This is a genomic window from Leifsonia sp. Y878 (genome assembly GCF_057669685.1).
The window spans coordinates 202950-221840 of sequence record NZ_JBYHFS010000004.1 but is presented as its reverse complement, the minus strand read 5'-3'; the positions used below and the strand labels follow the sequence as shown (position 1 = coordinate 221840).

At 64.9% G+C, this 18891-nt stretch carries 15 protein-coding genes; 5 read left to right on the top strand and 10 right to left on the bottom strand.

Annotation, left to right across the window (positions count from 1 at the left end; genetic code table 11):
* Nucleotides 1-180 precede the first annotated feature (180 nt).
* The 4 genes from AC25Y4_RS14340 (at nucleotide 181) to AC25Y4_RS14325 (ending at nucleotide 3652) form a co-directional block, all read left to right on the top strand.
* Entirely contained in the window at nucleotides 181-1200 is a 1020-nt protein-coding gene (locus AC25Y4_RS14340) for a VOC family protein (protein WP_488121263.1), read from the top strand.
* A gap of 201 nt (nucleotides 1201-1401) precedes the next feature.
* Nucleotides 1402-1851 carry an arsenate reductase ArsC gene (locus tag AC25Y4_RS14335; RefSeq protein WP_488121094.1) on the top strand — a complete coding sequence of 150 codons (450 nt, stop codon included), beginning with the start codon at nucleotides 1402-1404 and terminating at the stop codon, nucleotides 1849-1851.
* 64 nt (nucleotides 1852-1915) lie between these two features.
* On the top strand, nucleotides 1916-2800 hold the full coding sequence (locus AC25Y4_RS14330) for an aldo/keto reductase (RefSeq protein ID WP_488121093.1): 885 nt from the start codon (nucleotides 1916-1918) through the stop codon (nucleotides 2798-2800).
* A 45-nt stretch (nucleotides 2801-2845) separates the two neighbouring features.
* Entirely contained in the window at nucleotides 2846-3652 is an 807-nt protein-coding gene (locus tag AC25Y4_RS14325) for a hypothetical protein (protein ID WP_488121092.1), read from the top strand.
* 20 nt (nucleotides 3653-3672) lie between these two features.
* On the opposite strand, the gene AC25Y4_RS14320 is transcribed toward AC25Y4_RS14325, so the two are convergent.
* The 8 genes from AC25Y4_RS14320 to AC25Y4_RS14285 all read right to left on the bottom strand — a co-directional run bounded on the left by AC25Y4_RS14320 (nucleotide 3673) and on the right by AC25Y4_RS14285 (nucleotide 14978).
* A complete protein-coding gene (locus AC25Y4_RS14320; RefSeq protein ID WP_488121091.1) occupies nucleotides 3673-4182 on the bottom strand; it encodes a hypothetical protein in 510 nt (169 codons plus the stop codon).
* A 30-nt stretch (nucleotides 4183-4212) separates the two neighbouring features.
* Nucleotides 4213-5094, bottom strand: coding sequence for an ATP-binding cassette domain-containing protein (locus AC25Y4_RS14315; protein WP_488121090.1), 882 nt, complete (start codon nucleotides 5092-5094; stop codon nucleotides 4213-4215).
* Nucleotides 5091-6137 (bottom strand): ABC transporter permease, encoded by a 1047-nt coding sequence (locus tag AC25Y4_RS14310; RefSeq protein WP_488121089.1) that lies wholly within the window; start codon nucleotides 6135-6137, stop codon nucleotides 5091-5093. Before AC25Y4_RS14310 ends, AC25Y4_RS14315 begins: the two co-directional genes overlap by 4 nt.
* A 53-nt stretch (nucleotides 6138-6190) precedes the next feature.
* The gene (locus tag AC25Y4_RS14305) at nucleotides 6191-7186 is read right to left on the bottom strand and encodes a sugar ABC transporter substrate-binding protein (protein ID WP_488121088.1); all 996 of its coding nucleotides are present in this window, start codon (nucleotides 7184-7186) and stop codon (nucleotides 6191-6193) included.
* Nucleotides 7187-7381: 195 nt separating this feature from the next.
* Nucleotides 7382-9619 (bottom strand): heavy metal translocating P-type ATPase, encoded by a 2238-nt coding sequence (locus tag AC25Y4_RS14300; RefSeq protein ID WP_488121262.1) that lies wholly within the window; start codon nucleotides 9617-9619, stop codon nucleotides 7382-7384.
* Nucleotides 9620-9750: 131 nt separating this feature from the next.
* Nucleotides 9751-9963, bottom strand: a complete 213-nt coding sequence (locus tag AC25Y4_RS14295) for a heavy-metal-associated domain-containing protein (protein ID WP_488121087.1) — start codon at nucleotides 9961-9963, stop codon at nucleotides 9751-9753.
* Nucleotides 9964-10138: 175 nt separating this feature from the next.
* A complete protein-coding gene (locus AC25Y4_RS14290) occupies nucleotides 10139-11710 on the bottom strand; it encodes a glycoside hydrolase family 30 protein (RefSeq protein WP_488121086.1) in 1572 nt (523 codons plus the stop codon).
* 28 nt (nucleotides 11711-11738) lie between these two features.
* Nucleotides 11739-14978: a glycoside hydrolase family 3 C-terminal domain-containing protein gene (locus tag AC25Y4_RS14285; protein ID WP_488121085.1), complete on the bottom strand. Its 3240-nt coding sequence runs from the start codon at nucleotides 14976-14978 to the stop codon at nucleotides 11739-11741.
* A 428-nt stretch (nucleotides 14979-15406) separates the two neighbouring features.
* On the opposite strand from AC25Y4_RS14285, the gene lhgO reads away from it, so the two are divergent.
* Nucleotides 15407-16639 (top strand): L-2-hydroxyglutarate oxidase, encoded by a 1233-nt coding sequence (gene lhgO, locus AC25Y4_RS14280; protein ID WP_488121084.1) that lies wholly within the window; start codon nucleotides 15407-15409, stop codon nucleotides 16637-16639.
* 42 nt (nucleotides 16640-16681) lie between these two features.
* Here lhgO and AC25Y4_RS14275 read toward each other — a convergent pair whose 3' ends face one another.
* A complete protein-coding gene (locus tag AC25Y4_RS14275) occupies nucleotides 16682-17161 on the bottom strand; it encodes a 2'-5' RNA ligase family protein (RefSeq protein ID WP_488121083.1) in 480 nt (159 codons plus the stop codon).
* Between the two features lie 9 nt (nucleotides 17162-17170).
* Nucleotides 17171-18886 (bottom strand): FAD-dependent oxidoreductase, encoded by a 1716-nt coding sequence (locus AC25Y4_RS14270; protein WP_488121082.1) that lies wholly within the window; start codon nucleotides 18884-18886, stop codon nucleotides 17171-17173.
* Nucleotides 18887-18891: the final 5 nt, after the last annotated feature.

Sequence of the window (18891 nt, the reverse complement as noted above, 5' to 3'; positions counted from 1 at the left end):
GCATATCGCTGATGCTCGTCATCGACTGGGCTGATACCCGTGTCAGGGCATCGGCGACCCATAACCCAACCTGATGATCGGCATCAGGAGTTTCAGCTTCCTTGATGGAACAGGGGAAGCGACAGTGGGTGGGCTGGCAGAACAATGCCCGCCGACTTTCACGAACCGAAGGGATCAATGATGATCAAACTGCTCTCTCACTTGTCGCACGTCGAAATTACGACTCCGGATGTCGCCGCTTCCGTCAGCTTTTACGAAAAGCAGGTGGGGCTTCGCACCATCCACACCGAGGACGGCAAGCACTACCTGCGGGCGTGGGGCGACTATTACACCCACAGCCTGGTGATCTCCGAAGGGCCGGAAACGACTCTCGCGGTCATGGCCTGGCGCACCGCCAGCGACGAGGCTCTCGATGAAGCCGTTCGTCGGATTGAAGAGGCTGGCCATGCTGGCACATGGAACCAGAAGAGCTTCGGGCACGGCCGCTCCTACACGTTCACCGGTCCATACGGACACACCATGGAGCTTTACTGGGATGTCGAGAAGTACAAGGGCGAGGGCGAGTTTGCTTCAATCTACCCTGATCGGCCTGAGCGCCGAAGCACGCACGCCGTGGCACCTCGACAGCTCGATCACGTGACCGTTGCCGCAAGCGATGTCAAGGGATTCGCCCAGTGGTACGGCGACGTACTCGGCTTCAGGTCGATGGCCTTCACCGAGCTCGATGAGGCTCCGCTCACCGTCTTCGGCGTCATCACAACGAACGAGAAGTCGCACGACCTCGGCATCGTCTATGACGGATCCAGCCGCGCCGGCCGCGTCAACCACTACGCGTACTGGGTCGACACCAGGGAAGAGCTCCTCCAGGGTGCTGACATCCTCATGGAGAACGGCACCAACATCGAGTACGGTCCGTCCATCCACGGCATCGGAGAGCAGAGCTTCCTCTACTTCCGAGACCCGAGCGGCATGCGGGTGGAGGTCAACACCGGCGGGTACCGCAACTACGTCCCCGACTGGGAGCCCCACGACTGGAAGCCGTCGCAGGGGTCGAACAACTTCTACCGCAACGGCTCGATGCCGATGTCGATGACGGAATCGTTCCCGCCAGCCGACGGCCCCAGCGCAACCGAAGAGGGCGTGCACCCGGATACGCTCGCCGCCATCATCAACCCCTATGCAGAGCAGGGTCGCGGCTGAGAAATCCGTTCGTGTGAGAGAGCCCGGTCCCGTTGCGGGGCCGGGCTTTCCGCACTCAGCTTCGCTTCTGCGTCAGGAACGGCACTATATTGACAAACATCAATGTAGTTCTTTACGCTGTGAAATAGACAGTTGTCGATGTTTTCCCGATGAAGCGTGGCGCTGAACCACGCGGAATTCCACGCAGAATGGCGTCCCACAATGCCCTTGAACACCGAGCCCTCGAACATCGAAGCACCCGAGAAGCCCACCGTTCTCTTCGTGTGCGTGCACAACGCCGGCCGGTCACAGATGGCCGCCGGCTACCTGCAGGCCCTCTCCGGCGGACGCGTCGACGTGCTCTCTGCCGGCTCGGAGCCGAAGGACCAGATCAACCCGGTTGCAATTGCGGCCATGGCTGAAGACGGCATCGACATTGCGGGCAACATCCCCAAGATCCTCACAACGGATGCCGTGCGCGATTCCGACGTCGTCATCACGATGGGCTGTGGCGACGCCTGCCCCATCTTCCCCGGCAAGCGCTACGAGGACTGGCAGCTTGACGACCCGGCCGGCCAGGGCATCGACGCCGTGCGCCCCATTCGAGACGACATCAAGCGCCGCATCGAGCAGCTCCTCGCAGAGCTTCTCGCAGACCAGCCAGAGGCCTGAGCCGCCAGGCCGGGAGTACTGACAGGACCTGCCTCCCCCGACAACGCAGGCATAGTGTCGGACCATGGACACACACACCATCACACTGGCCGGCGGCGTCCCGATGCCGGCCCTCGGGTTCGGCGTCTTTCAGACCCCACCAGACGTGACAACGGATGCCGTCGAAGCAGCCCTCCAGACCGGCTACCGCCTCATCGACACGGCTGCCGCATACGGCAACGAGCGTGAGGTCGGCGCGGCCATCCGCAACTCAGGGCTGGACCGCGACGAGATCTTCATCGAGACGAAGGTCTGGATCAGCGACTACGGCTACGACGAGACGCTGCATGCGTTCGAGAAGAGCAGCCGGAAGCTCGGTGTCGAGACCATCGACCTGCTGATCCTGCACCAGGCGCTCCCCGGCGAGTTCGACCGGACGGTGAACGCATACCGGGCGCTCGAAACCCTGCTCTCCGATGGGCGAGTGCGGGCGACCGGCGTGAGCAACTTCATGCCGCGGCACCTGGCGCCGCTGCTCAAGCACATCGACGTCGTCCCAGCGCTGAACCAGGTGGAGGTGCATCCGTACTTTACCCAGCCAGATGTGCAGAAAGCGGATGCCGACAACGGCATCGTCACGCAGGCCTGGTCGCCGATCGGCGGCATCACCTCGTACCGGGGAGACGAGCGTCGCAGCACGTTCAACGATCCGGTGCTGCTGCGCATCGGTGAGGCGCACGGGAAGACGGCCGCCCAGGTCATGCTGCGCTGGCACCTGCAGGAGGGTCGCTCCGCGATCCCGAAGTCGGTCAGGCCAGAGCGCATTCGGGAGAACTTCGACGTGTTCGACTTCGAACTCACGACTGATGAGCTGCGCGAGATCGACGCCCTGGATACCGGGGTGCGCGGCGGACCAGAGCCTGAGGTGATCACGCTCGAGACGTTCGGGCGCCCAATTCCAGAAGCCTAGGCAGGCTGGCGGGCGGGCAGGCGGGCCGACAGGTGGGCGGTAAAGGTGCCCGACCGCGCCATCTCCGCTATTCTCGACGTGGTGACCGACCCGACGCTTCGCCTGCCAGCGACCACCTTCCGCGCCGTCCTTAATCTGGGACATGTTCCGGTCGGCGGCCCATCGCTGCCCGCCCGATTCCAGCACCCCGACTTCGACGCTGAATTGCTCGAAGACGAGGGCAAAGAGTTCGCGGCCTTCTACATCGAGTTCCCAGACGGGCAGCTCCACCTTGAGGTCAGCGGCGATCGACTCGACCACCATTTCCACGACGGAGCTGGCGAGCCACTCGACGCGAGCCCCTGGCCCGCCGCCGACACCGAAGCGCTCTTCGAGTGGATCACGCGCCAAATTGCACACGTGCTTCCGCTCCTGCCAGAGCTGCTTGACGACATCGAGGAGGCGGCGGAGTGGTGCTACATTGGCCTGCCCGTCTACGCGCGCGACTACGAGCCTGTGCCCCTCGAAATCATTGAAGTGCAGGTGGAAGGCGACCTGTTGATGCTCCCCTGGCTCGGTGCCGGCCAGGTTGACCACACGCACCTCGACGGCGCAGACCAGCCGATCGCCCTGCTCTGGACGCCGGAGCACGAGCCGGCCGACGTGCCGATTGCGCGAGCCTGGCTGAACAGCGAAACCGGCCATCCGGCATCCGCTGCAGAGCCGGGCATCGACTGGGAGACCATCGGAATGCCGGCGGCAGAAGTGCTGGCCTGGTTCGAAGGTTTCTACCTCAACCACCAGGTGATCGCCGACCCTCGCGACCTCATCAGGCGCGCAGCGATGAACCGGATTGCCGGCTTCGGCGCGTAACCAACTCCGCTACAGGCGATTCAGTGGATGAGCGCTTTCAGCGCAATGATTGCTATTCCGAAAGCAGCGGTTCCCACGCAGCCGAGAATCCGAACCGGCAGGCTGCTCCCCCGCAGCGTGAAAGCGCTGTAGCCGATTACTCCGAGGATGACGACGCCTAGCCAGAGCGCGATCCACATCGATAGTTCGTCGGGAATAACCTCGAGCGCCCCGAGGAGAAGAACAACCATGGGCAGCACGGCAGACGTGAGGAAGCCCAGCGAGCGGTGGATGGATCGCTGGAGCGCGGGGCGAATCCTCGTCTCTGCCTCCGCGCTCTCCGCGTGGGCAGCGATCGTGCCGGCGTACACATGGGCCGACCAAAAGACCAGAACGGTGCCGAGCATCGCGAGGAAGGTGTGCCACGCTGTCGCGTCGACCGCCCCGGAGCCAACGACAACACCTCCGACAAGGATCGTGCCGTAGACAGACTCTGGCGTGATCAAGCCCGACCAGAAACCCTGTGTCGACGGCGTGCGTGCTGCGCCCACCTCTACCCCCTTCCGAGCACTAGCATCCTGTCACCGCTCGAGCTCGTGCGCCAGCGCCTCCAGCTCATCGCCGCCGGCCATGAGCCGCGTCATCTCATCGATCGCGATCTCAGCCTTGGTGAAGGTGCCGATGCTCGTGCCGCGTTTCAGCAACAGGAATCGGTCGCCAACGGGATAGGCGTGCTGCGGGTTGTGCGTGATGAAGACCACGCCGAGTCCGCGGTCGCGTGCCTGCGCGATGTAGCGGAGCACGAGGCCGGCCTGCTTCACGCCGAGAGCGGATGTCGGCTCATCCAGAATGACGATCTTGGCCCCGAAATACACGGCGCGCGCAATCGCCACCGACTGCCGTTCTCCCCCGGAGAGCGTGCCGATCGGCTGGTCGACGTCGCGCAGGTCGATGCCCATCTTGCCGAGTTCGTCCTTGGTGATGCGGCGCATCGCCTTCACATCAAGCCTGCTGAGCGGACCGCGCCCGCGCGTCTTCTCCGACCCGAGGAAGAAGTTGCGCCAGACCGGCATGAGGGGAACGACGGCCAGGTCCTGGTAGACGGTGGCAATGCCGAGGTCGAGGGCGTCCCGCGGGCTCGAGAACGTGCGCTCCTCGCCGTAGGCGAGCAAGGTGCCCTCAGAATGCTGGTGCGCACCGGCCAAAATCTTGATGAACGTGGACTTGCCTGCGCCGTTGTCGCCCAGCACGCACAGCACCTCGCCAGCGCCCACCGACGCGCTGACACCCCGCAACGCGATGATCGACCCGTAGGACTTGCCGATGTTGCGCACCTCAAGCAGCGGCTGCGCGCTGGCGCCTGTTTGTGCGACGGCGCCTGCCTGTGCGGCTGCGCCTGCCTGTGCGGCTGCGCCTGCCTGTTCGGCAGCTGGCACGCCAGCGGATGCCTCATCCTGGCTCATGAGCGCACCCCTGCCTGCCTGCGCACCGAGAGATTGACGAGCACCGCGAGCAGCAGCATCCCGCCGAGGAAGGCCTTCAGCCAGTTGTTGTCCCACTGGGCGAAGACGATGCCCTGCAGCGTCATGCCGTAGATGAGCGCGCCGAGAGCGGCACCGATAGCCGAGCCGTACCCGCCCGTGAGCAGGCAACCGCCCACAACGGCGCAGATGATGTAGATGAACTCCTGGCCAATGCCGGTCGTGGCCTGCACGGTGGAGACGTCGAAGAGCTGCAGCATCCCGACGAGCCAGCCGGCACCCGCCGTCGTCATGAACAGCCCGATCTTGGTCTTCATAACCGGGACACCGGTCTGGCGCGCACTCGCGGCATCGCCGCCGACGGCGAAGATCCAGTTGCCGGCCCTGGTACGGAGCAGCACCCAGGTTGCGACGGCGACCAGCACGATCCACCAGATGACGGAGACCTTCAGGTCCATGCCGAAGACGGGGACGGACGATCCGAAGAAGGTCTTGACCGTGTCGAAGCCGGGAACCGCGCCCATACCCTGGATGGCGACCGTGCCGGTGATGAGTTTGGTCACCGCCAAGTTGAGACCCTGCAGGATGAAGAACGTGGCCAGGGTCACGATGAAGCTGGGCAGACCGGTCTTCATCACGACGTAGCCATTGGCCGCGCCAATCAAGAGCGCCGCCACGAGGGCGATGGCCATCGCGAGCCAGATGTTCATGCCCCACTGCGTGGTGATCACGCCCACGATCAGGCCGGTCGTGCCGGTCATCGCGCCAGCGGAGAGGTCGAATTCGCCGCCGATCATGAGGAGCGCGACGGCCACCGCCATGATGCCGAACAGAGACGCGGAGTACAGCCAGGTGGACACCCCGGCCGGAGTCAGGAATGCGTCGGTGATCACCGAGAAGAAGATGAAGATTGCGAGTGCGGCGATCGCCGCGCCGATTTCAGGGCGGCGCAACAGTGTGACGATCGGGTTGGTCGCCTTCACCCGTTCATCGGCCGGTGTCGTTGTGAGGGCAGTCTCGCTCATCGGATGCCGCTCATCGGGGCGTCGTTCATCGGGTGTCGCTCATCGGATGCCATTCATCGGGTGCCGTTCTTTGCGAACGCCGCCACCTGCGCGACGTTCTCCTTGGTCACGAAGCCAGGGCCGGAGTAGACCGGCTGCCCGCCACCGACGACGTCGCCATTGCGCGCCTGCAGCACCAGGAACGTGACAGGCAGGTAGCCCTGCGAATACGGCTGCTGGTCAACAGCGAAGAGGATCTTTCCGTCGGTAATGAGCTGCGTGACATCCGCTGACACGTCAAACGTTCCGAGCACGGCCTTGCTCTTCGCCTCTGTCACGGCCTGGCTGGCGGCCACGCCGATCGCGGAGTTGAGCGCGAGCACGCCGTCGATGGACGGGTCGGCCAGCAGCTTGCTCTTGATGGTGTTCTGGGCATCCGCGAGATTGGAGATATCGACCTGCACGTTACTCATCGTGCCGCCGAGTGTGTCGGCTGCACCGTTGCAGCGATCCTCAAGTCCCGTGTTTCCGGCCTCGTGAATGACGCAGATCACGTTCTTCGCGCCGGCATCAGCGAGCTTCTCGCCGGCACCCTGCCCGCCGATGAATTCGCTCTGGCCCACGTGGGTCTGTGCGCCGAACTCCTTCGACCTGTCGAGGCCGGAGTTGATGGTGATGACCGGGATACCGGCGGCGACGGCCTTCTCGACGGCGTCTTTGACGCCATCCGGGTTGGCCATCGACACGATGAGACCGTCTGGCTTCATGGCGATCGCCGATTCGATGAGCTGGCTCTGATTGACCGGATCGCCGTCACCCTGATAGGTGACCGTGGCGCCGAGGTCTGCTCCCGCCTGCTCTGCCCCGCTCTTGACGACATCCCAGAAGGCGTCGCCGGCGGTGCCGTGCGTGACGACCGCGATCGTGACCTTGTCGCCTGAGCCGGAGCCGGAGGCCGACCCGGCCGACGCCGTGCTCGCGGTGCCGGTGGCGGTGCAGCCCGCCAGGGCAAGCGGCAATGCGAGCGGCACAGCGATCAAAGCCGCCAGCCAGCGTGTTCTCTGCTTCACGATGCGTACTCCGTTGGGTTGTTGGTGGTCTGAGTGATGTCTGCCGGATGCCCACCTGGCACTGGCCGATTGATCGGCTGGTACCTACCGCTACCGAAATCGCCCCCTGTAGATGGTACGGGTGCGACGCCTGTGTGCTGAATTCAACGCTGCACTGCACGCGGCGGCAAGGCGCGTACCGCCTACCTGAACGAGCTACCTGAACGAGCGCAGACGCAGGCTGTTGCCCACCACGAACACGCTCGAGAACGCCATGGCAGCCCCGGCGAGCATGGGGTTCAGCAGTCCAAGTGCGGCGAGCGGAATCGCCGCCACGTTGTACGCGAACGCCCAGAACAGATTGGTCTTGATCGTGCCGAGCGTGCGACGGGAAAGCCGGATGGCATCCGCTGCAGCGCGGAGATCACCACGGACGAGGGTGATGTCTGCGGCTTCGATCGCGGCATCCGTTCCCGTGCCCATGGCTAGGCCCAGGTCGGCCTGCGCGAGGGCAGCGGCGTCGTTGACACCGTCGCCGACCATCGCGACGACCTTGCCTTCTGACTGCAAGCGGATGATCACGTCGACCTTGTCACTCGGCATCACCTCTGCGATGACGTCGGTGATACCGACCTCCGCAGCGACCTGTTCGGCGACGGCGCGGTTGTCACCGGTGAGCAGGACCGGCGTCAGCCCGAGCGCCCTGAATTGGGCGATGGCTTCGGCGCTGGTGGCCTTGATCGCATCGGCGACGACCAGCACACCGCGGGCCTCACCGTCCCAGCCCACCGCGACCGCGGTCTTGCCCGCGGACTCGGCCGCAGCTTTCGCGAGGGCGAGCTCCTCTGGAAGCTGCTGCGACCAGTCGGCCAGCAGGCTGTCACGCCCGACGAGCACGGCATGCCCATCAACGATTCCCTGTACGCCCTTGCCCTCGACGTTGGTGAATGACTCTGGAACGGGCAGCGGCCCGACCTGCTGGGTGGCAGCCTTGGCAATGGCCTGGGCGATGGGGTGCTCTGAGGCGTCCTCCAGCGCGCCGGCCAACCTGAGCAGGTCTTCGCGGGAGGTGCCGTCGACGGTCAGCACGTCGAGCAGCGTCATCTTGCCCGTTGTCACGGTTCCGGTCTTGTCGAGCACGATCGTGTCGACCGTGCGGGTGGACTCCAGTATCTCAGGGCCCTTGATCAGGATGCCGAGCTGGGCACCTCTGCCGGTGCCGACGAGCAAGGCCGTCGGCGTTGCCAGTCCTAGCGCGCACGGGCAGGCGATGATGAGCACGGCAACGGCGGCCGTGAACGCGGAGGCCAGCGGGAAGCCGAGCATGATCCAGGCGCCGAGCACGGCGAGCGCGATGACAATGACGATGGGCACGAATACGCCGGATACCTTGTCGGCGAGCCTTTGGACATCCGCTTTGCCCGACTGGGCGTCTTCAACGAGTGTGGCCATTTGGGCCAGCTGGGTGTCGGCGCCGACACGGGTGGCACGAACGACGAGGCGTCCGCTGGCGTTCAGGGTGGCTCCGGTCACGGCGTCGCCCTCGCCCACCTCGACGGGGATCGATTCGCCGGTCAGCATGCTCACGTCAACGGCAGAGGTGCCGGAGACGATCACCCCGTCTGTCGCGATCTTCTCTCCCGGCCGCACGACGAACTCGTCTCCCACAGACAGCTGCTCAATCGGGATGCGGGTTTCGGCGCCATCTCTCAGCCGCGCAACGTCTTTGGCCCCGAGGCCGAGCAGTGCGCGCAGGGCGGCGCCGGCCTGGCGCTTGGAGCGTTTTTCGACGTAGCGGCCGGCCAGGACGAACATGGTGACGCCGGCGGCGACCTCGAAGTAGATGTTTCCGGCGCCATCGCTTGGCGCAACGGTGAACTCGAATCCGTGGGTCATGCCTGGCATGCCGGCGGTGCCAAAGAACAGGGCATACAGCGACCAGATGTAGGCGGAGAGGGTACCAACGGAGATGAGCGTGTCCATGGTGGCTGCGCCATGACGCAGGTTGGTCCAGGTCGCCTGGTGGAACGGCCACGCCGCCCAAAGGATGACGGGGGATGCGAGAACCAGCGACACCCACTGCCAATACGGGAACTGCAGCACGGGGATCATGGCCATGGCGATCACCGGGATCGACAGCACGATCGAGGCGACCAGCCGGGTGCGGAGGGTTGTGAGCTCGGGCTCTGGCTGGTCGGCGGGCAGCTCGCTGGGTTGCGCGGCCAGCGGGTCGCTCGGCCGCGCCGGGCGGGAGCTTGAACGCAGCCTGGTCGTGGACGCAGAGAGAGTTGCCGAGTATCCGGTCTTCTCAATCTCGGCGATCAATGCGAGCGGATCCAAGTCAGCAGGAGTGGTGACCTTGGCCTTCTCCGTGGCGTAGTTGACTGTTGCGACGACACCGTCGAGCTTGTTGAGCTTCTTCTCGATGCGCATTGCGCAGGAAGCGCAGGTCATTCCGCTGATCGCCAACTCGACGACGGCACCCGGTACGGCTGGCGCGGAGCCTGGTTCGGCGACCGTGGAACCCAGTTCGGTGGCGGGTGCGGAGGCCGCTGCGGATGTCGATTCAGAACTCATCGGACGGCTCACGGTATGCGCACCGCCTGGTATCCGGCCTCTTCAACAGCGGCGATCACGGCGGCGTCATCGAGGGTGTCCTGGCTGGTCACCAAAAGTTGACCGGTCGCTGCAGCGACAGTGAGGGAGTCGACGCCCGCGATCTGGCTGACTTCTTCTCGAACTGACATCTCGCAGTGGCCGCAGGTCATTCCGGTCACCTGGTATTCACTCGTAGTCATAGTTGTCTCCTTTGCTGAATATACCCGTGAGGGGTATCGGAATGTACAACCACGATACCCCCGTGGGGTATTCCCGCACCAGTGGTTCGCCTCCGGGGTCTCGGGGACTCAGGCCGCGGGGTCTCGAGACACTCGCTGGCGCTCGCTCCTCGACCAGCGGGGCCACCGACGTTGGCTAGCCCGCACCCCAGACCAGGGTCGCGAGCGACTTCGCCGGCAGCGTTGCCGTCAGTCGCGCTCCGCCGGCGGCGACCGTGACCCTGGTTGCGGCATCCGCTGAGTTGTAGGCGATGAGGGCGAGTGACCCGTCGGGGTTTCGGAAAGCCACCTGCGCGATGGGGCTGTCGTCGCCGGTGTCAGAGCCGAGGCGCACAGCACCCGGCTGCACGAACTGCCCGGCCTGGGCGAGCAGGTAGTACTCGGCGTTCCGGGTGACCGTGCCGTCGGGGTGCACCGTCACCACGGCCGTGCACGTGTCGCATCCGCCCACGTGAGGACCACCGTCTGGGTCGAGCGCCAGGTTGAACGTCTGCACCCCCTGCGCCCAGTTGCGCGTGGCCGGAATCAGCAGGTTGGTCGACTGCCAGTCCAGGGTATCGGCGAAGATCTTCTCCTCGCTGTCCCCCTCACTGTGCGACCCTGAGCACTCGGTGACCCAGATGCCCTTGTCGGGGAACGCGTCATGCAGCTCGGACTGCGCCGAGGCCGAGCCGTAATAGCAGTGGAACGCGGTGCCGATCAGCCACTCGGCAGCCGGTGTGCGCAGCAGGTCTGCGGGGTATTGGTAGGCAGGGTCCTGTCCGTCTGGGGTGGCAGCGGCATCCGCTGGATTCAGCTCCCAGTTGTGGTCGAAGCCCATGATTCCGGTGGCGAGGCCGGCGTCTGTGAGCTTCGGGCCCAGGGTCTCGATGAGTCTGGCTTCCTGGAAGACCGGCATATCGGTTCCTGGATAGCCGTCGGGGTTGCGCAACTGAGGTTCGTTTTGAACGGTGAGCGCCCAGATGTCGATGCCCGCCTCCCGGTAGTCCTGCACGAACCTCACCAGGTACTGGGCATAGGTGTCATACGCCCGCTGGTCGTCGATCAGCGCACCGCCGTCGAGGCTGCCCGACGTCTTCAACCAGGCAGGAGGGCTCCAGGGCGACGCGATGATCTTGAGGTCGGGGTTCAGCTCCAGGGCTTGCCGCAGCAGAGGCTGCAGGGTGTTTTGGTCTGGGGCCGTGCTGAATTGCTGGAGGTCCCAGTCCTGCTCACCGCTCGGCACATCGTCGAGGGTGAAGGCCTCAGACGGAACGAAGTCTGAAGCGCCGATCGGGATGCGCAGGAGCGAGATTCGCACCGGCCCTGCCGGGTCGAACAGCTCGGTCATCAGGTCTGACCGGCGATCCTCCGGCAACTGCATCAACACGTCGGCGGCCGAGTGCGTGAGTGCGGCGCCGAAGCCGTCCATCGCCTGGTTGTCCGCACCCGTGTCGATGGCGATATCCGGCGTGCCCGACGAGCTGGTCGTGAGCATGACCGGCAGGTCGGCGAGCAGTTTTGAGCCATCGCCAGAGGTCACCCACCCCGCCGCGGGCAGCCCCCCGGTCCTCGACGGCGAGGGTGTGGGCGACGGTGACGTCCGCCCTGTACAGGCCGAGAGCATCACGGCAAGCAGCACAACGCCCAGCAACGCTGGCACGAGAACTCGTGACCAGCGCTGCTGGGAGCGGATGCTGTCAGCCCCTGCGGGAGAGCGTGTGCTCAACCCGCCCAATGGCTGTCACTCACTGGCGTCACCCTGCATCATCCGCTGCCGTTATCTTGTTGAGCTGGAAGGTCTGTGCCGCGTTGCCGTCCTCACAGGTCTGCTGCTCCACCAGCGCCCCGTTGTCGACAGATCCGCCGGTGACACCCAGGCACTTGCCGCTGCTCCTGATGACGAATTGGTAGCCTCCGTCACCGACGCGCACCGGCTTGAACTGCTGGTTGTCCTGGCCTGCATCTGTCCAGAGTTGGAGCTTCGCACCGTCCTCCGTTCCGGCTGGCCCGCCAGCGACGTCAAGCACCTTGGGCGATGCTTCCACGCCGGTGATCGTGAAGACGCCGCGTCCGGACTTCTCGAACTGCCATTGCTGGTTGAGTCCGGGCGCCGGGCAGTCGTACATCTGGATCGGGGTGCCATTCGAGGTGCCGTGATCCAGCGCATCGACGCACTTGGAGGTCAGCTGGTTGGTGATGCTGTAGCTCACTCCTTGCTCGATGCGGCCGCCGCCTTCCTTGTCATCCGAACGCACACGCACCTTGTCGGTGAGTACGAGGTCGGTAGCGGATGTCCCCACTGAGACATCAAGCCGACCAGACGGCATGATCCACGCGTTGGCGTATGAATCCCAGTACGACATCGACTCCTTGTTGAGAGTGACGGTGACCTCTGTGCTCTCACCGGGCTCCAGGCTGACCTTGTCCCACCCGGCAAGCTGCACCGGTGGTGTCGGAACATCGGTCGGGAGTGTGCCGACGTAGAGCTGCGGCACCGTCTTGCCAGCCACGCTGCCGGTGTTCGTCACGGTGAACGTTGCCGTCACATCCGTTCCTGAACTGACCTCAGCATTCAGGTCGCTGTACTCGAAGGTCGTGTACGAGAGACCATGGCCGAACGGATACTGCGGTTCGTAATCGTTGTGCTCGTATCCGCGGTAGCCCATGAAGACGCCTTCGCTGTACTCGACGGTGCCGGCCGGTGTGCCCGGAACCTGCGATTCGTCGACCGGAGCGGTGACGGGCAACCTGCCCGAGGGATTCACGTCGCCGAACAACACGCTGGCGATCGCGCTTCCCTGCTCCTGGCCTGGGTACCAGGCCTGGACCACCGACGCGACATTCTCGTCCCACGTCGACATGGTCGATACTGCGCCCGTCTCGATGACGACAATCGTGTTCGGGTTGACCGCGGCAACCTGCCGGATCAGCTGCGGTTGCTCGTTCGGGAGCTCCAGGCTTGGACGGTCAACAGCTTCGGTTTCATAGTCGCGAACGACGATGATCGCGGTGTCGGCCTTGGCTGCCTCATCGACAGCAGCCTGCATCGCCGGCGCCAGCACGTCCTCTGGGTGAGTCCAGAACATCCGCACCTGTCCACCGGTGTACTGGTTCAAGGCGGGCGCGTCATAGGTGATCGAGACCGTGTGCGGTTCGCCCTCCGTCAACGTGACTGCCTTGCCGACCGAGGAGAGATCGCCTGAGTGCGTGACGAACTCTTCGCCGTCGATGGTCAGCGTCGCATTCCCGCGAGCCGTGAGGCCCAGGGTGTACTCAGCTGTTGCCGGTGCGGTGAAGGTGCCGTCCCACTTCGCGGAGAGGTTCCCCAGCAGGGCGAAGTCGCCGCGAACTGTCGGAATCTTGGGCGACGCGACGTTGAATCCGGGGAAGTTCTGGAACCCGAAGTCCACGTTCACGTTCGTGTCGACCTGCACCAGATGCGGTTCGCCAGAGAACGTGTCGTTCGACCAGTACTGGGCCGAGAGCCCGTGATCGTCCGCTCCGCCGCCCACAGGAGTGAGAACGGATGACGGCACGGGGGCAGCGCCGGGAAGCAGTGCACCTTCTGAGATTCCATCGGTGCCGGGGCTGTACGTGACAGTGGCATCCGCCCCTGCACGCGCCGTGATTCCGGCCAGCGGGTTGTTGTCGGTCACTGTCGGCTTCGACACGGTCGATGAGCCACCGCCCTGTGCGGAGATGTCATCGGCATCAGGGCCGAGCACAGCGATCGAGTCTGAGTCGCCGCCCAGTGTGACCGGCAGCACCTCGTTCTCGTTCTTCAACAGAACCATGCCGTCTGCGGCAACTTGCTCGGCGAGCGCTGCGTCTGCATCGACCTCCAGCGGCTGGATCACCACGGGGTTGTCGATGAGTCCGAGTCCGACCATGCCGCGAAGGATGCGGCGGGCCATGTCGTCGACGCGAGAGATCGGAACCTGCCCGGCGTTGACAGCGGCGACCAGGCGGGCACCGAAGTTGGCCGTGTCAGGTCCCTGGTCACCAGGCTGTTCCTGGTCAAGGCCGGCATTGGCCGCGTTGTTCGTGTCTGGAGTGGCGTTGTAGTCACTCATGATGAACCCGCGGAGTCCGTCTGTTCCCTTGAACATGCTCGTCATCAACGAGTTCGCGCAGGCGTGAACGCTGTTGATCTTGTTGAAGGAGCACATTCCGGCAGCCGGGCGGCCGTTCTCCGTAGCGATGCTGAACGCACGGTTGTAGATCTCGTTCAGGGCTCGCTGTCCGACGAGCACGTTGACCTCAAAGCGGTCTGTCTCCTGGTTATAGACCTGGAAGTGCTTGAGCGTGGCACCGACTCCGACATTGCTCTGAACGCCGCTGATGAATTGACCAGCCATAAGTCCGGAGAGCAGCGGATCTTCGCCATACCCCTCGAACGCGCGACCCCAGAGCGGGGTGCGGGCGAGGTCGGCGCTCGGCGCGAGCGACATGTTGTTGCCGGTCCTGAACGCCTCATCACCAATGAGTGCGCCGTACTTCAGCGCCAACTCCGCGTCAAACGTCGCAGCCAACGAGCTTGCCGACGGCAGCTGGGTCGACTTGCCCTCATTGATCGCTGGGTTGGCGACCCGTACACCGACGGGCCCATCGGCCATGGTCTGGGCCGGGATGCCGAACTCCGGCTGGGCGTTGTTGTAGAACCCATAGAGGTTGTTGAGTTCACCCGTCGCCAGGTCGACCTTCTGCTCGAGGTTCATTTGGGCGAGTATTTGGTCGACCCGCGCCTCGACTGCCGGGTCGTTGTCCCACGTGACCTCGTCCGGCGGCTCCGGTGTCGGAGTCGGAGTCGGTGTCGGTGTCGGGTGATCCGTCGGGTGATCTGTCGGGTGATCTCCTGGCGACCCTGATTGGACCTGCTGCGGCACCGCTGACGCGGCCGTGACCGGAACTGCCACCAGCAGTCCGGCGGTGAGTATGCCAATGGCTGCCACGAGATGCCGCGGCGAGCCAGGACGACCGAAGATTTTCAACATGCGTGTACCCCTTTGTCCACAGTGAACGACCGATCGGGCCGATCTCAACCGGGGTAGGCGCTGCGGCCACACCCCCGGGAATTGGGCTCTTCGTGTGCGAGAGCTGTCCGCCACCAGAGCCCAACGTCGGACCCTCATATTGCGGCGAACCGGAATGCCCCAAGGCTGACACCATCCCTCAGAAGGGTCAAGGGAGACCCAAAAACATGCGTTCTTGCAATCTTTGTGCGCTGAACTCCAACGCGTTGCCGTGAACTCGGCGCGTAGCGATTTCCGATTTCGTTACCCAGGGGTGTTGCTTCTTCCCCTCCCCGACCGACATCCTGTTGAGTGGCGTGCATGGCCGCATCATTCCCGAGCTGCCAGCTCCCCTGCAGTTCGGAAGGATCCCATGAAGGCCACCCTGAAGAAGACTCTCGTCGTCGGCGATGCCGGGCTTGGGATCAGGGCCCGCTGAGATGGGCGAGCGGATCGGCATCATCGGCGGGGGCATCGTCGGCATCGCGCTGGCACGCGAGTTGGCCCTGCGCGGTCTCGGCGAGGTGACCGTGTTCGAGAAAGAAGCCCGGCTGGCAATGCACCAAACAGGACACAATTCCGGTGTCGTGCATGCGGGCTTGTACTACAAGCCTGGTTCTCTGAAGGCAGAGCTGTGCGCAGCCGGCCGCGTGGCCATCCGCGACTATTGCGTGGAGAAGAGCCTGCCCTACCGGGAGGTGGGCAAGCTTGTCGTCGCCGTTGACGACTCCGAGCTCGCGGCGCTGGCCGACATTGAGCGGCGTTCCATCGCCAACAACGTGCCAGACATGCGCCGCATCGATGATCGGAGCGAGCTGTCAGACATCGAGCCGCACGTCGCCGGCGTCGCTGCCATCCACTCGCCACACACGGCGGTGGTCGACTATGCGGCTATCACCGAGGCCATGGCACAGGACGTGCGTGCGGCCGGCGGAGAAATCCTGCTCGGGCAGGAGGTTATCGGCATCGATATCGACGGATCGGTGGTGCGCATGCGCACCGAAAGCGCTGAGCGCGTCTTCGACCGGGTGATCGCCTGCCCAGGCCTTCATTCTGACGTCGTCGCGCGCCTCACGGGAGCAGACAGCTCGCCCAGAATCCTGCCGTTCCGCGGCGAGTACTGGTCCCTTGCCGCTGACCGCACCGATCTGGTGCGCGGCATGATTTACCCGGTGCCCGATCCGCGTTTCCCGTTCCTCGGTGTGCACTTCACACGCGGCGTCTACGACGACGTGCACGTCGGACCCAATGCCGTCCCTGCGCTGGCGCGCGAGGGGTACCGCTGGCGCAGCGTCTCCGCGCGCGACACCTGGGAGTCACTCACGTGGCCGGGCGCATTGCCGTTGGCGAAACAACACTGGCGGATGGGGGCAGACGAGATCAGCGGATCCCTCATCAAGTCGCTGTACTACCGGAAGGCCAGGCGGTTCATACCGGAGTTGACCATGACGGATCTCACGGCGAAGACCGCTGCGGGAGTCAGGGCGCAGGCGTGGGGCAGGGACGGCACCCTGCTGGACGACTTCGCAGTTGACCAGGTCGGCCCGGTCACGTTGATCCGCAATGCGCCGTCACCTGCGGCCACCTCGTCAATGTCCATTGCCAGCTATGTGATCGAGAACTACCTGGCTGTGCGGTCGTAGGCTTCGCTGACACCTCAGACGGAGCCCGAGGCCCGCGCCGGCTCACCCAGCCAGTGGGAATGCGGCGAGCACCGTTCGGCCACCCGCTGCCGCCCTGGGTGCCATATCGACGAGCGCGATCTGGCCGAGCGTGAGCTCGTCACCCTCGTGCACCCTGCTTTCCCCCTTGATGGTGATGTGCGGGCGGAAGCCGGGCCCGGTGAAGGCAGGCTCGTCGGGAAACGTGGCGAGTGGGCGCATCGCTGCGACGAGATCCCGGTGCAGCCTCGTGAGCTCGTCGTGGTCGTCGACGAGTGTCACCGGCACGTTCTCTCGTCGCCCGAACATCTCGTCGCCACCAGCACGCACGGTCATCGCCGGTCGGTCGGCGACGACGGATGCGATGACCAACGCCACATCCGCCGGCTCGGCTTCCGTGTGGAAGGGCGGCAACACCGTGATGTGCAGCGGCCAGGCAGCCACCTCGAAGCTGTCACCCTCGTGCAGCGGAGACAGCGGAAGAACGACGACAAGACGGGGCATGCGCCGATTCTAGAGGCGAACGACAGTGCCGCCGAGCCGAGAGGCGGTCCCTGCCTCCCAGGTCTTGTAGCCGCCGTCGAGGTTTCGCACATCGAGCCCGTGCTGCGTCAGCAGCCGCGCGGCAGTGTGGCCGCGCTGGCCCACCTGGCAGTGCACGATGAGCGGCGCATCCGGTAGTTCACCAAGGCGGTCACGAAGTTCGTCGAGAGGCACGTTGATCGATCCGGCGATACCCCCATTCTCGAATTCGCCCGCGGTACGCACATCGATGAGAACCGCACCAGCCAGCTGCCAGGTCTCAAGCTCATGCCACTGGATGCTGTGCACGGTGCCTGCGGCCAGATTCTGGGCCACGTAGCCGGCGAGATTCACGGCATCCTTGGCCGAGCCATACTGCGGCGCATAGGCGAGCTCGAGTTGCGAGAGTGCGGACGCGCTGAGCCCAGCAGTCATCGCGGTCGCGATGACGTCGATCCGCTTGTCGACGCCGGCGCCGCCCACGATCTGGGCGCCGAGAATGAGGTCGGTCTCTGCATCAATCAGCAGCTTCAACGCCATCTGCTCAGCGCCTGGATAGTAGCCGGCATGCGACAGCGGATGCGTGTGCACCACTCGGTGGGCACGCCCGGCTGCCACCAGTCGCTTCTCACTCCATCCGACCATGGCAACGGTGCGATCGAACACTCCGACGATCGCCGTTCCAAGGGCAGGCGGGCTCGGCACGGCCACCCCGTGGATCGCGTCGGCCGCCGTGCGGCCATGCCGGTTGGCGAGGCCCGCCATGGTGACGAGCGTTGGAGTGAAGTCGACGGCATCCGTTTTCTCCACGCCATCGCCAACGGCATAGATGGCGGGATCGTTGGTGCGCTGGAAGTTGTCGACCACGATGCCGCCGGCCTGGCCAATGACCAGACCTGCCCCAGCTGCCAGTCCGGTATCTGGCTGCACGCCGCGGGCTTCGATCACGAGGTCGGCGGGGATCGTGGTGCCGTCGGAGAGGTGCACCGCTCGATCGCCCAGCTGCGTCACGGTGGAGTTCAAGCGAACATCGACGCCGTGGCTGGCGAGGAGAGCCAGGATGGGCGTGGCCATCTCCGGGTCGAGCGGCGACAACGCCTGCTCACCGCGCTGTACGAGGGTGACCTGCAGGCCGCGTTTCACCAGGTTTTCGACGGCCTCGAGTCCGATGAAGCCGCCGCCGACAACCACGGCGCTGGCTGTGCGACCCGAATTGGCTGGGCGACCCGAGTGGCCCGCCGCGGTCAGGATGGCATCGATGGCGTCGACGTCGTCGATCGTGCGGAGGGTATGCACCGGAATGGAGCTCCCGGTCAGCCCGGCACGCGCCGTTGCTCCTGCAGCGAGGACCAGGGCATCGTAGGGCTCCCGAAGCTCATCGCCGGTCACGAGGTTTCGCACGATGACGACCTTCTGGTCGCGATCGATGCCCTGCACCTCGTGTTCGACACGAACGTCGAGCCGGAACCTGGCCGCGAGCGAGTCAGGCGTCTGCAGCAGCAGGCTGTCGCGCTCCTCGATCACGCCGCCGACGTAATACGGCAGGCCGCAGTTGGCGAATGACACGTAGCGGCCGCGCTCGAAGACCACGATCTCAGCGGACTCATCGAGGCGGCGCAGACGGGTTGCCGCCGACATGCCACCCGCGACACCGCCGACGATCACGACCTTCGGGCCGGAGTGCATGCTGGGGGTTCCCTCATTCATGGTTC

Excerpts from the sequence above, each read along its gene's own strand:
- AC25Y4_RS14275 (WP_488121083.1), bottom strand. The coding sequence starts at position 17,161 with ATGCCCCGTCTTGTCGTCGTTCTTCCGCTGTCTCCGCTGCACGAGGGT.
- AC25Y4_RS14310 (WP_488121089.1), bottom strand. The coding sequence starts at position 6,137 with ATGAGCGAGACTGCCCTCACAACGACACCGGCCGATGAACGGGTGAAG.
- lhgO (WP_488121084.1), top strand. The coding sequence starts at position 15,407 with ATGCCGGGCTTGGGATCAGGGCCCGCTGAGATGGGCGAGCGGATCGGC.
- AC25Y4_RS14335 (WP_488121094.1), top strand. The coding sequence starts at position 1,402 with ATGCCCTTGAACACCGAGCCCTCGAACATCGAAGCACCCGAGAAGCCC.
- AC25Y4_RS14340 (WP_488121263.1), top strand. The coding sequence starts at position 181 with ATGATCAAACTGCTCTCTCACTTGTCGCACGTCGAAATTACGACTCCG.
- AC25Y4_RS14315 (WP_488121090.1), bottom strand. The coding sequence starts at position 5,094 with ATGAGCCAGGATGAGGCATCCGCTGGCGTGCCAGCTGCCGAACAGGCA.
- AC25Y4_RS14300 (WP_488121262.1), bottom strand. The coding sequence starts at position 9,619 with ATGACCTGCGCTTCCTGCGCAATGCGCATCGAGAAGAAGCTCAACAAG.
- AC25Y4_RS14295 (WP_488121087.1), bottom strand. The coding sequence starts at position 9,963 with ATGACTACGAGTGAATACCAGGTGACCGGAATGACCTGCGGCCACTGC.
- AC25Y4_RS14285 (WP_488121085.1), bottom strand. The coding sequence starts at position 14,978 with ATGTTGAAAATCTTCGGTCGTCCTGGCTCGCCGCGGCATCTCGTGGCA.
- AC25Y4_RS14330 (WP_488121093.1), top strand. The coding sequence starts at position 1,916 with ATGGACACACACACCATCACACTGGCCGGCGGCGTCCCGATGCCGGCC.
- AC25Y4_RS14270 (WP_488121082.1), bottom strand. The coding sequence starts at position 18,886 with ATGAATGAGGGAACCCCCAGCATGCACTCCGGCCCGAAGGTCGTGATC.